The sequence below is a fragment of the Actinomadura fibrosa genome (assembly GCF_900659615.1).
Classification (GTDB): Bacteria; Actinomycetota; Actinomycetes; order Streptosporangiales; family Streptosporangiaceae; genus Spirillospora; species Spirillospora fibrosa.
In genome coordinates this window covers 53466-65769 of record NZ_CAACUY010000030.1, presented here as the reverse complement: position 1 = coordinate 65769, position 12304 = coordinate 53466, and the positions used below count along the sequence as shown (strand labels likewise).

Annotated in this window: 10 protein-coding genes; 4 read left to right on the top strand and 6 right to left on the bottom strand. The window is 74.4% G+C overall.

The features are described from left to right. Positions 1 to 896: LysR family transcriptional regulator (locus E1300_RS13835; RefSeq protein ID WP_131757382.1), on the bottom strand; the 896-nt coding region annotated here is incomplete at its 3' end. A 122-nt stretch (positions 897 to 1018) separates the two neighbouring features. Here E1300_RS13835 and E1300_RS13830 point away from each other — a divergent pair. Further along, positions 1019 to 2683, top strand: a complete 1665-nt coding sequence (locus E1300_RS13830; protein ID WP_131757381.1) for a penicillin-binding transpeptidase domain-containing protein — start codon at positions 1019 to 1021, stop codon at positions 2681 to 2683. Between the two features lie 107 nt (positions 2684 to 2790). Here the strand turns inward: E1300_RS13830 and bla are convergent, their stop codons facing one another. The 3 genes from bla to E1300_RS13815 all read right to left on the bottom strand — a co-directional run bounded on the left by bla (position 2791) and on the right by E1300_RS13815 (position 5964). Continuing rightward, complete coding sequence (bla, locus tag E1300_RS13825) at positions 2791 to 3780, bottom strand: class A beta-lactamase (protein WP_131757380.1); 990 nt, start codon at positions 3778 to 3780, stop codon at positions 2791 to 2793. A gap of 108 nt (positions 3781 to 3888) precedes the next feature. Continuing rightward, the gene (locus tag E1300_RS13820; protein WP_131757379.1) at positions 3889 to 4932 is read right to left on the bottom strand and encodes a magnesium transporter CorA family protein; all 1044 of its coding nucleotides are present in this window, start codon (positions 4930 to 4932) and stop codon (positions 3889 to 3891) included. Positions 4933 to 4962: 30 nt separating this feature from the next. Further along, the gene (locus tag E1300_RS13815; protein ID WP_207399708.1) at positions 4963 to 5964 is read right to left on the bottom strand and encodes a LacI family DNA-binding transcriptional regulator; all 1002 of its coding nucleotides are present in this window, start codon (positions 5962 to 5964) and stop codon (positions 4963 to 4965) included. Between the two features lie 135 nt (positions 5965 to 6099). On the opposite strand from E1300_RS13815, the gene E1300_RS53405 reads away from it, so the two are divergent. Further along, a complete protein-coding gene (locus E1300_RS53405; RefSeq protein ID WP_131757378.1) occupies positions 6100 to 7317 on the top strand; it encodes an MFS transporter in 1218 nt (405 codons plus the stop codon). A 25-nt stretch (positions 7318 to 7342) separates the two neighbouring features. Here the strand turns inward: E1300_RS53405 and E1300_RS13805 are convergent, their stop codons facing one another. Next, positions 7343 to 8968, bottom strand: a complete 1626-nt coding sequence (locus E1300_RS13805; RefSeq protein WP_131757377.1) for a dolichyl-phosphate-mannose--protein mannosyltransferase — start codon at positions 8966 to 8968, stop codon at positions 7343 to 7345. 151 nt (positions 8969 to 9119) lie between these two features. Here E1300_RS13805 and rsmI point away from each other — a divergent pair, with 151 nt between their 5' ends. Together rsmI and E1300_RS13795 are read left to right on the top strand one after the other, a co-directional pair. Further along, on the top strand, positions 9120 to 9965 hold the full coding sequence (gene rsmI, locus E1300_RS13800) for a 16S rRNA (cytidine(1402)-2'-O)-methyltransferase (protein ID WP_131757376.1): 846 nt from the start codon (positions 9120 to 9122) through the stop codon (positions 9963 to 9965). 188 nt (positions 9966 to 10153) lie between these two features. Further along, positions 10154 to 10456, top strand: a complete 303-nt coding sequence (locus E1300_RS13795; RefSeq protein WP_131757375.1) for a hypothetical protein — start codon at positions 10154 to 10156, stop codon at positions 10454 to 10456. Positions 10457 to 10485: 29 nt separating this feature from the next. Here E1300_RS13795 and E1300_RS13790 read toward each other — a convergent pair whose 3' ends face one another. Beyond that, on the bottom strand, positions 10486 to 12249 hold the full coding sequence (locus E1300_RS13790; protein ID WP_242619140.1) for a hypothetical protein: 1764 nt from the start codon (positions 12247 to 12249) through the stop codon (positions 10486 to 10488). Positions 12250 to 12304 lie beyond the last annotated feature (55 nt).

The following is a 12304-nucleotide window of genomic DNA, read 5'->3' as shown; positions in this document are numbered from 1 at the left end:
ATGCCGGCCTCGCCGCGCAGCACGGCGGTGGCGACGGCGGCGAAGTCGGCGATGGCGCGGGCGTGCTCGGGGTCCCGGGCGCGGCGCCACGCGCAGGACGTCCGCCAGGTCAGCGGCTCGCCGGCCAGCGGGCGCCAGGTCACCCCGGCGGAGTCGTCGGTGCGCGGGACGAGCGCCACGGCCGTCCCCGCGAGGACGAGCCCGGAGGCGAACTGCCGGTGCCGCGCCTCGTGGACGGCGGGCGGGGCGTACCCGTGCCGGCGGCATGCCGCGAGCAGCTCGTCGTAGGCGCCGGGCGCCTCGTCGCGCGGGAATGCGACCAGCTCGCGCCCGGCGAGGTCGGCGAGGTGCACCTCGGGGGCCTCGGCGAGGTCCGAGCCGGCCGGGAGCAGCACCCCGACCGGCTGGCCGAGCAGCGGGCCGAGCTCCAGGCCGCGGGTGTCGCAGGGGTGCCGGACGATCCCGGCGTCGAGCGCGCCGTCGGCGAGCGCGCGGACCTGCTCGGCCGTGCCGGTCTCGCGCAGGTCGAGGCGCAGGTCCGGGCGGCGCTCGCGGAACGCGGCGATCAGCGCGGCGACGATCGGGCCGCCGAGGTCGCTCGGCAGGCCCGCGCGCACCGCGCCGACCTCGCCGAGCCGCGCCCGCTCGGCGACGGAGTAGATGCGGTCCACCCGGGTGAGGATGTCACGGGCCTCGTCCAGCAGCAGCCGCCCGGGGGCGGTGAGCTCGACCCGGCGGCTCGACCGGTCGAGCAGGCGGACGCCGAGCTCGCGCTCCAGCCGCTGGATACGCTGGCTGAGCGGCGGCTGGGCCATGCCGAGGCGCTCCGCCGCCCGGCCGAAGTGCAGCTCCTCGGCGACCGCGACGAAGCAGTTCAGGTGCCCCACGAGGTTCACGGGCGCCGATCATACCCAGCGGCGATATCGATCCGCATATGGCTGTGTAAGCGATATCAATCTTGGACTTTCCGCTGGTCGGCTGGTGTTCTTGGCGCGAAACAGACAGGGGGAGAACGATGATGCGCCGATCCCGTATGGTCCTCGCCGCCGCCATCGCGGCCGTGGCCGTGCTCGTGGGGGCGGGAGCGGTGTGGCTCCTGCGCGACGGGCCGGGACCCGAGGACACCGCGACAAAGTACCTGGCGGCCTGGAGCGGCGGGGACGTCGCCGCGATGAAGGGCCTCACCGCCGGCGCGCCCGCCGACTTCGAGTCCCGCTTCACCCGGATGCGCGACGACCTCGGCGTCACCCGCCAGCGGTTCGAGGTCGCGTCCGTGGGACGCCCGGACGACGGCACCGCGGGCGGCTCTTACAGCGCCGAGCTGACCCTCGCGGGCGACCGCGTCTGGAAGTACTCGGGAGCGCTGCCGCTCGTCGAACGCGACGGCAAGTGGCGCGTCGAGTGGTCGCCGCAGGTCATGTACCCGACCTTGAAGGAGGGGCAGCGGCTGAAGGCCGCCCGCGCCTGGCCGACCCGCGCGGGCGTCCTGGCGGCCGACGGCAGCGACCTCGGCTCGTCGCCGTCGGGCTCGGTCCAGCAGCTCGCCGGGCCGCTCGGCCCCGCGTCCGCCGCCACCGCGGGAAAGCTCGGCGCGCCGTACCGGACGGGCGACACCGTCGGCGCGGACGGCCTCCAGAAGCAGTACGAGCGGCGGCTCGCCGGGACCCCGGCCCTCGCCGTCCAGATCGTCGGGGCGGACGGCACGCCGGTGAAGACCCTCCAGCGCTTCGGCGGCACCGACGGGAAGCCGCTCCGGACCACCCTCGACACCAAGGTCCAGCGCGCCGCCGGGGAAGCCCTCTCCGGCACGTCCGGCGGCGCCGCGGACAAGCCCGCCTCGCTCGTCGCCGTCCGCCCGTCCACCGGCGAGATCCTCGCGGTCGCGAACAGGCCCGGCGGCTACAACCGGGCGCTCATGGGCCAGTACCCGCCCGGCTCCACGTTCAAGGTCGTCACCGCGGCGGCGCTCGTCGCGGGCGGCATGGACGCCGGGACGCGGGTCGGCTGCCCCGCCACGACGACGGTCGGCGGCCGGTCCTTCCACAACTACAAGCACGAGGACTTCGGGACGGTCCCGCTCCGCGAGGCGTTCGCGCACTCCTGCAACACCACGTTCGCGCGGCTCGCCGTGGACAGGCTGGGGGAGAAGCGGCTCGCGCAGGTCGCGACGCAGTTCGGGTTCAACGCCCCGATCATCGCGGGGCTGCCCGCCGTCCGCGCCGCGTTCCCGGACAACGCCGACGACACCGCGTTCGCCGCCGCGTCCTTCGGCCAGGGCAAGGTGCTGACCAGCCCGCTCAACATGGCGAGCGTCGCCGCGGCCGCCGCGGACGGGACGTGGCGCTCGCCCCGGCTCGTCGACGCGTCGCTGGCCGCGCAGGCCGCGGACGCCGGGGGCCGCAGGCCGGAGCCGCCGCACACGCTGGAGCAGGGCGTCCGGCGGGCCCTGCACTCGCTGATGCCCGCCGTGGTCAGCGAGGGCACCGCCGCCGGCGTCGGCTTCCCGTCCGGGACGGCGGGCAAGACCGGCACCGCCGAGTTCGGCGAGGGCGCGAACCCGCCGACCCACGCCTGGTTCATCGGCTACCGCGGCGACGTGGCCTTCGCGGTGATCGTCGAAGGCGGCGGAACCGGCGCCGAGGCCGCCGCCCCCATCGCCGCGACCTTTCTGCGGAGGCTCTGAGCCGACGGCGAGGCCCGCCCGGCACCGTCACGGCGCCGGGCGGGCCTCGTCCGGGCGGGCCTGGTCCGGGCGGGCCTGGTCCGGGCGGGCCTGGTCCGGGCGGTTCCTTAGGTCAGCTTGCCGAGGCCGCGGGCGAGAATCGTCGCGGTCCGGGCGACGGCCTCCTCGTCCGCGGTGCCGTCGGCCGTCAAGCGGTTGGTGGTGATCGAGAAGATCACCGGGGCGCCGGACGGCGGGTAGGCGATCGCGATGTCGTTCGCGGTCCCGTAGGCGCCGCCGGTGCCGGTCTTGTCGCCGACCGTCCAGCTCGCCGGCAGCCCGGCGCGGATCCGCTTGCCGCCGGTCTCGGTCGCCTTCATCCAGGCGACGAGTTGCGCGCGGTCGGCGGGCGCGAGCGCGTCGCCCGCGGTGAGGGCCCGCAGGTCGCCGGCCCAGGCCCGCGGGGTGGTGGTGTCGCGGACCTCGCCCGGCTTCCAGAGGTTGAGGTCGGTCTCCCAGCGGTCCTGGCGGCTGACCCGGTCGCCGAGCGAGCGGAAGAACGCGGTGTGCCCGGCGGGGCCGCCGATCTGCTTCAGCACGAGGTTCCCGGCGGTGTTGTCGCTGACGGTGATCGTCGCCTTGCACAGCTCGGCGACGGTCATCCCGGTGTCCACGTGCTTCTCGGTCTCCGGGGAGTTGGGCAGGATGTCGTCCTTCGTGTAGCGGACGTTCCGGTCCATCAGCCCGGGGTCGGTGCGGCGGGCCTTCCGCAGCACCGCGCCGCACGCGATGGCCTTGAAGGTGGACGCGAACGCGAACCGCTCGTCCGCGCGGTTCCCGAGGTACCGGCCGGTCCCGGTGTCGATGGCGAACGCGCCGATGCGCGTCTCGCGGGACCGCTCCAGCGCCCGGATCTGCTTGGTGACGGCGGCCTGCGAGGGGGCCGGACGGCCGGGAGCGCCCGCGGGGGTGCCGAGCGGCGCCGTCGCGCTCCGCGGAGTCGCGTTCTTCGCCGCGGTGTCCGTTCCGGCGCCGCAGCCGGCGGCGGAGGCGAGGACGGACAACGACAGGGCGGCGGTTCCGGCGACGGCCCGGAACCAGGGTGTGTGAGTGCGCATGCGGGAGAGCAGACCAGAGCCGCGAAGTCGATGTCCAATATTGATATCGGACGAGAATCGATACCTATCCGCATATGAAAGCTGGTCGGTCCGTGGTCTTCGCGGCATTCAGAGCCAGTCGCGAAATTTGAAGAGCGCGTAGAGCCCGATGCTGCACACGACCATCACGATCGTGCTGACGACGAACCCCGAATGCTGGGAGAAACCCGGATAGGGGACGTTCTGCCCGTAGAACCCCGTCACGGCCGTCGGCACCGCGATGATCGCCGCCCAGCTCGTGACCTTCTTCATCACCTCGTTCATCCGGTTGCCCTGGAGCGCGAGCCGCGTGTCGAGCAGGTTCGCGATCAGCTCGCGCAGCGAGTCCGTCCACTCGCCGACGCGGAGCGTGTGGTCGTAGACGTCCTGGAAGTAGGGCACCAGGGGCGGCGCGACGATGCCCAGGTCCCGCCGGAGCAGCGTGTTGAGGACCTCGCGCATCGGCAGCGACACCCGCCGCACCGCCCCGAGGTTCTTGCGGAGCCGGAAGCTGCGCCGCTGGACCTCCTTCACCGGGAACGTGTCGTCGAACACCAGCGACTCGACCTCGTCGGCCTCGTCGTCGAGCGCCTGCACGGCGTCGAGCTGCCGGTCGACCACGAGGTCCAGCAGCGCGTACAGCAGGTACCCGGTCCACGTCTTGGGGGCGTCCAGGCCCTCGGCCACGGGGCTGTCGTCCCAGCGGGCGATGAGCTCGTCGATGTCGAGCCCGTTCTCCTGCCGGACCGTGACGAGCGCCCGCTCCGTGACGAACGCCGAGAGCTCGTACAGCGACAGCACGCCGTCGCGGAGCTGCGGCAGGTAGACGTTGACGAACGAGTACCCGTCGTACCGGTCGAGCTTGGCCCGCTCGTGCCGCGACACGGCGTCCTCCACCGCGACCGGGTCGAGGCCCAGCTCGTCCGCGACGATCTGGAGGTCGTCGTGGTGCGGCGCGCACACGTCCAGCCAGACGACGGTGTCGGACCGCTCCAGGTAGTCGCTCACCTGCGCCACGGGGAACCCCTCGGCCTCCACCTTCCCGCACCGCCAGGCGCGGGTGCGCGGCGGCGCGGAGCCGATGCGGTTGTTCGGGTGCTCGTCGACGTCGGTCTCGGACGGATGGGATCCCATGCGCCCCCTTATACCCGGCGTTCCGGAAGATCACAGGACGATTCGCGGCGGTCCCGTCGAGCCCCGCACGACCAGCCGCCCCGGCAGCACGCACCGCCTCGGGCGGCCGCCCCCGAGCAGCTCCAGCAGGGCCGTCATGCCCCGCGCGCCCAGCTCCTCGGCGGGCAGCCGGACGGTGGTCAGCTCCGGCTCCAGCGCGGTCGCCAGCAGGACGTCGTCGAACCCCGTCACCGACAGGTCGCCCGGGACGTCCAGGCCGAGCGCCCGCGCCGCCTTGTAGGCGCCCGCGGCGAGCAGGTCGTCGTCGCAGACCAGCGCCGTCGGCGGGTCCGGCCGGGCGAGCAGCCGCGCCGCCGCCTCCCGCGCCGACGTCGCCTCGATCGCGCATTCCGACCGCGCCAGGACGCCGCCGGGCAGCGCGGCGACCGCGGCGGCGAGCGCCTCCGCGCGGACGCGGAACGTCCACTGGTCCACGGCGGCCGCCACGTGCCCGAACCGGCGGTGGCCGAGCCCGGCGAGGTGCGCGACGAGGTCCCGCATCCCGTCGGCGACGCCGAACTCCACCGTGGGCGCGGGCCCGGCCGGGTCGCTGTCGAGCATCACCGCGGGCGTCCCGCGGAACCCGGCGAGCGCGTCCACCGCCATCGAGGACGCGAGGATCCCGTCGATCGCCTCGTGCGGCGCCGCGAACGGGCTGTCGGCGGGGCCCGCGTCGTCGGGCCACACGTGCACCACGACCCCGAAGCCGTGGCCGGCCGCGACGCGCGCCGCGCCCGTGTAGACGGGGCCGAAGAAGGGAGCGGTCAGGGTCGGCACCATGAGCATCACGGTGCGGGTCGTGCCGAGGCGCAGGTTCCGCGCCGCCTGGTTCGGCCGGTACCCGAGGCGCTCGGCGGCCTCCCGCACACCCCGCGCGGTCGCGGGCGATACCCGGCCCGCCCACTTCCCGCCGAGCACGAGCGAGACCGTGGACTGCGAGACGCCGGCCTCCTGGGCGACGTCCCTGCTGGTCGGACGGCTGGTCGCCGGCACCTGGCCTCCCTGCGCCATCCTCGCGGGCACGTGCGGAACGGAAAACAGACTAGAACGGGCCCGGCGGGAAGTGGTACGTATGATGCGTCGAGTAGTACGTATGACTTCCCCTCAGCCCACAGGATCCGGAGCGGTATGCGCGCCTACGTCGAGTTCCTCCGGCGGCCGTACGCGGGACGGCTGCTCGGCGGCACCCTGCTCGGACGGCTGCCCAACGGCATGGGCATGCTCGCCGTCGTCCTGCACGTCCGCGGCGACGGCGGCGGCTACCCGCTCGCCGGCGCCCTCGCCGCCCTGTTCGGCCTCTCGATGGCCGCGGGGCAGCCCGTCCTCGGCAGGGCGATGGACCGGTACGGGCAGCCCCGCGTGCTGCTGCCCGCGTCCGCCGCCGCCTGCGCGGGCTTCGTCCTGCTCGCCGCCGCCGGCGCCGACCCGCTGCCGGTCGCCGTCGCGGCGGTCGTCCTCGCCGGGTTCGCCACCCCGCCGCTCGAAGCGGGCCTGCGGGCGCTGTGGCCCGCCGTCCTGGACGGCCCGGACCAGGTCCAGGCCGCGTACGCGCTGGACGCCGCCGCGCAGGAGATCCTCTTCACCGTCGGGCCGCTGCTCGTCGTCGCCGCCGCGGCCGTCAGCACCGAGACCGCCCTCGTCCTCACCGGCGCCCTCGGCATCGCCGGGACGCTCGTCGTCGCCCTGTCCGGCCCGTCCCGAAGGTGGACGGGCGAGCCCCGCGCCTCCGACTGGGCCGGGCCCCTCCGCTCGCCGGGCCTGCGCGTCCTGCTCGCCTCGCTGCTCTGCGCCGGGATCGCCCTCGGCGTCTACGCGGTCGCGGTCGTCGCCTACGCCGAGCGGCTCGACTCGGAGATCGCGTCCGGGCTGCTGCTGGCCTGCATGTCCGGCGGCGCCCTCGCCGGCGGCCTCGTCTACGGCGCCCGCCCGTGGCGCGGCGAGGCGCACCGGCGGCTGCCCTGGCTGCTCGCCGCGCTCGCCGCCGGATACGTCCCGCTCGTCCTCGCTCCGGGCCTCGCCGCGATGTCGGTGCTGGCCTTCGTCAGCGGCGTGTTCCTCGCGCCCGCGCTGGCGTGCAGCTTCACGCTCGTCGACCGGCTCGCCCCGGCGGGCACCGTCACCGAGGCGTTCGCGTGGGTCGTCGCGGCCGTCGGCGCGGGCGGCTCGCTCGGCTCCGCCGTCTCCGGCGTCGGCCAGGACGCCGCGGGCGTCCCGGGCGCCTTCGCGGGCGCGGGCGTCGGCGGCGTCCTCGCCCTCGTGCTCTGCCTCGCGGGCGCCCGCGCCCTCCGCCCGGCTCCCGAACCCGCCACCGCCGCGGACGCGCCCGCCTACGCCGACGGCCGCTGACCCGCCCGGCCGTCCGGGTGCGGGATTAGATCCAGCTGCCGAACCAGATGCGGGCGTGCCAGTCGTCGTAGGTGAGGGTCTGCGCGGCGAGGATCGGATAGAAGTACGCGAAGTTCGCCAGCACGACCAGCAGGAACGCCCCGGTGGCCGCCGCGCCGACGACCCGTCGCGCGCTCGCGGCCGGGACGGGCCCCTGCTCCGCGCCGTAGGGCACGGCGGCGGCGTGCGCGCCCGCCGCGCCGGGCGGCGCCGGGCCGATCAGGTAGCCGAAGACCAGGACCACCGCCAGCACCATGAACGGGATCATCGGCGTCGCGTAGAACAGGAACATCGTCCGGTCCGCGAACGCCGACGGGAACCAGGTCAGCCAGCCGGCGACGAATCCCAGCACGATCGCCCCGGCCCGCCAGTCGCGCAGCACCAGCCAGAGGACCAGCACGCCGATCAGCGCGGCCAGCGCGCCCCACCACAGCGCGGGCGTGCCGATCCCGAGGATCTCGCGGGAGCAGCGCGCCGCGCCGCACGAGCCCTTCGGCTCGGTGTAGAAGAACGCCACCGGGCGGCGCAGGACCGGCCAGTCCCACGGCCACGACTGGTACGGGTGCTTGGCGTCCAGCCCGGTGTGGAAGTGCAGCATCTCCTTGTGGTACTTCCACAGCTTCGGCATCGCCTCGAACGGCCGCCACAGCACGTTGTCGGACGCGTGGCCGCGCCCCCAGCCGCCCGGCCGGAAGATCCACCCCCACCAGGACGCGACGTAGGTCACCGCGGCCAGCAGGACGAGCTGCCCGAACGCGAGCACGGAGTCCAGCAGCAGCGTCCCGGTGAACGCCTGCCGGACGCCGGCGGCGCGGCGGGCGCCGTAGTCCCAGCAGACGACCATGAGCCCGAAGAACGCGATGTAGAAGACGCCCGTCCACTTGGTGGCGCAGGCGAGGCCGAGGCAGACGCCCGCCGCGTACCGCCACCCGTGCGGCAGGAACGGGCCGTGCACGGAGCTCTCCCCGGCCTCGATCCGCTGCGCGAGGCGGAGCCGGGAGCGCTGCCGGTCGTTCACCAGGCACGCGAAGCCCGCGAGCACCCAGAACATGACGAAGATGTCGAGCAGCGCGGCGCGGCTGGTGACGAACTGGAGCCCGTCCAGCGCCAGCAGCAGCCCGGCGGCGCAGCCGAGCAGCGTCGAGCCGGTCATCCGCCGCGCGACCCGGCACAGGATCAGCACCGACAGCGTCCCGAACAGCGCGGGCATGAAGCGCCAGCCGAACGGCGTCGCCCCGAACATCCACTCGCCGATCGCGATCATCCACTTGCCCATCGGGGGGTGCGCCACGAACGACGGCCCGTCCCCCCAGATGTTCGCGTGCCGGTCGGCGACGAGCATCTTGTCGGCGTTGTCGACGGTGTTGTGCTCCCAGCCGAACTTCAGCAGGGCCAGCGCGTCCTTGGCGTAGTACGTCTCGTCGAAGACCACCGCCTTCGGCGTGCCCAGCCGGTAGAACCGCAGGTAGCCCGCGAGCGCGGTCACCAGCAGCGGCCCCAGCCAGCCGAGGAGCGCGCTGCCGGGGATCGGGGGGGCGAGCCACTCCCGCGGGGAGGGCCTGCGCGGCCGGTGCGCGATGCCCGCGGCGGGAGCCACATCCGTCGTCGCCATCCCGCCATCGTACGGGCGGTCCCCGGTGGCCGGGCGCCCCCCGGCGACCGGGCGTCCCGCGGTGGCCGGGCGTCCCGCGGTGGCCGGGCGTTCCGCGGCGGCACGGTGCCCGCGGTGGCACGTGCCCGCGGCGGGACGGCGCGATGGGAGAATGGGGCCCGTGACGGGGACCCTGCTGCTCGGAGCGGCGCCGATCGGACGGCCCGAGGACGCGTCGGGGCGGCTGCGGGCCGCGCTGGCGGCCGCACCGGTGATCGCCGCCGAGGACACCCGGCGGCTGCGCCGGCTGGCCGGCGACCTCGGCGTGGAGCTGGCCGCGCGGATCGTCTCGTACTACGACCAGAACGAGCGGTCGCGGGCGGCCGAGCTGCTGGCGGAGCTGCTCGCGGGCCGCGACGTGCTGGTGATCACCGACGCGGGCATGCCCGGGGTGTCCGATCCCGGGTACCGCCTCGTCGTCGCCGCCGTGGCCGAGGGCGTGCCGGTGTCCGTCCTGCCGGGCCCGTCCGCCGTCACGACGGCGCTGGTGGTCTCGGGGCTGCCCACCGACCGGTTCTGCTTCGAGGGCTTCCCGCCGCGCAAGCCCGGCGAGCGGGCCCGGCGGCTGGCCGCGCTGGCCGGCGAGCGGCGGACGATGGTGTTCTTCGAGGCGCCGCACCGGCTCGCCGCGACGCTCGCCGACATGGCCGGGGCGTTCGGCGCGGACCGTCCGGCCGCCGTGTGCCGGGAGCTGACCAAGACCTACGAGGAGGTCCGCAGGGGCCCGCTCGGCGAGCTCGCGGACTGGGCCGGGGACGGGGTCCGCGGCGAGATCACCGTGGTCGTCGGCGGCGCCCCCGAGCCCGAGGGGCTGACGGATCCGGCCGACCTCGCGGCCGCCGTCGCGGATCTGGAGGCTGCCGGGACGCCCCGCAAGCAGGCGATCGCGGAGGTCGCCAAGCAGAACGGGACGCCGAAACGGGTCGTTTACGACGCCGTGGTCGCGGCACGGAGATAATCACCTACCCGGAACGGTCCAAGTGGTGACTTGCGGGGAATAAGAAGCTCGGCGGCTCGCGCGGAGCCACACTGGAACCGGAGCGAGCACCGTACTGCTCAACGGGGCGTGACAGGGTCCGGCACCGGCCGCGGTGGCGGCGCCGGGAACCGGCCGCGCGAGACGGCGTCACCGAGGAGATGATGGCCATGCACGACGCGTGGTCGAGTTCCGAGACCTGGGTCTACCAGTGCCTGTGCTGCGCGACGACCTGGGACGAGCAGTTCGACGTCCGCCACGTCGGTGACGGGCACGGCGGCGAGGCCACGGTGTACGAGCGCGAGGGGCAGCGCTGCATGACGCCCTGGACGGACCGTGCCTGCCCCAACTGCGAGAGCCAGAACGTCAAGGCGTTCTCGGCGCCCTGGGGCAGGAAGGCCGTCGCGAAGAAGGTGAAGACGGGCGGGGATGTGGCGATGGTGTTCCACCTCCGCCGCCTGCACGCCTGGTAGCCGCCCGCACCCGGTGGCCGGGCGCGGGCTCAGTTCGCGGTGGCCGGGGCGGTCTCGGTCACTCCGGCGGGTTCCGGCGTCCCGGCCGGCTCGACCGCGCCATCTGCCCCGGTCGTGCCGTCCACGCCGGTCGCCGAGCGGCGCGCGCGGACGCGACGGGAGAGGCCCCGCAGCCGTTCCCGCGCCTCCGGCGTGAACGCCATCCCGGCGGCGAGCCCCGCCAGCGGGACGGCGGGCAGGACGTACCGGTAGTCGAACTCGGCGGTCGCGGCCGGGGCCAGCAGCAGCCCGGTCGCCAGCGTCCAGGGCAGCAGCGCCGCCCCGCCGAACCGGCGCCACAGCGGGATCATCCCCGCCAGGCCGAGCAGCAGCACGCCCCCGAGCATCGTCCCGCGCAGGTAGAAGTAGTCCTGGTAGCCGCGGATGACGCCCGCGAACGGCTCGACCACCTGCGTGCGCGCGTTCCCGCGCTCGTAGGCGGTCGCCTCCCCGGACGCCGTGGAGTCGGCGTCCATCCGCCAGTCGGGGAGCGGGTTGCTGGTCCTGCGGAACTCGTACTGGTTGTAGGTCGCCTCGTCCGGGAAGACCGTCCGGTCCCACCGGAAGACCCGGAAGAAGTCGTGCGCGACGACCCCCAGGTAGTCGAACGGCTGCGCGAGGATCGCGCGCTTGGAGAAGTCGTTGGCGAGCTTGTTGTTCTCCGGGCTGAACCGCTTGCCGACATAGCGGTTCAGCGGGGACTGCGCGTTCCAGATCCCGTCCTGCGAGTTCGGCAGCCGGGTGGTCGGCTCGGTGCACAGCGGGTACTCGCTGACCGGCAGGTCGTGCATCTTGTGGCAGTCGGCGAACTTGTAGACCCGCGCGTACAGGAAGATGCCGTTGCTCTCGGTGATGGCGAACTTGCCGCTGTCGGCCTTGTACCAGCCCATGTAGCCGAGGACGGGCAGCGCGCACGCCGCGAGCGTCACCGCGACCATCTTCAGCCCGCTGCGCCGGATCAGCATGAACGCGAGGACGCCGAGCAGCACCGGCATGCCGACCGAGCGGGTCAGCCACGCCAGCCCGACGATGAGGCCGACCGACGCCGCGATCTTCCAGGTGGTGCGGTCGTGCCAGAGCAGCAGCGTCACCGCGCACATGACCAGGAACGTGAACATCGTGTCGGACAGCACCAGCTCCTCAAGCTGGATCTGGTAGCCGTCCAGCAGCACCGGCGCGGCGGCGAGCGCGGCGCCCCACCCCGGCAGCCGGAACCTGCGGCGCAGCAGCGCGTAGATCATCACGCCCATGGCCAGGCCCATCAGGTGCTGGACGAGGACGACCAGGGCGAAGCTGTGCAGCGGCTTCAGCAGGATCAGCAGGAACGAGTAGCCGTCCGGGCGCAGCGGGTGCGGATACGGCTCCATCGCCACGTGCAGGTAGTCGAACGTGTCGTTGAAGTACATCGCCGGCTGGTAGCCGATCATCGCGACCAGCCGGAGCAGCGCCGCTGTGGCAATGATCACAGCGAAGGCCGGGTGCCGCCGCGGCAGCGACCACAGCCCGGAGGCGCGTCCCTGCCGCCGCGCGCCGTCCTCGGTGTCCGGTTCGCCCGGTGGAGCGGCGGGCGCGCCGTCGCGGCCCGCGGCGGCGTCGAGCTCGGCGTCCAGTTCCGCGTCGAGTTCGGCGTCGAGATCCTGGCCCAGAGCGGTGCCGCCGGGCGTGTCGCCGGCGGACGCGTCCCCCGCGTCCGCGACCGCGGTGCCGTCGGCCGCGTCGTCGAGCATGGTGCCGTGCGGCGCGTCATCCGCCACTACCGCACCTCCCCTTCGCTGTCCGGCCCCCGGTCCGGTGGCACTGCCTTCTCCG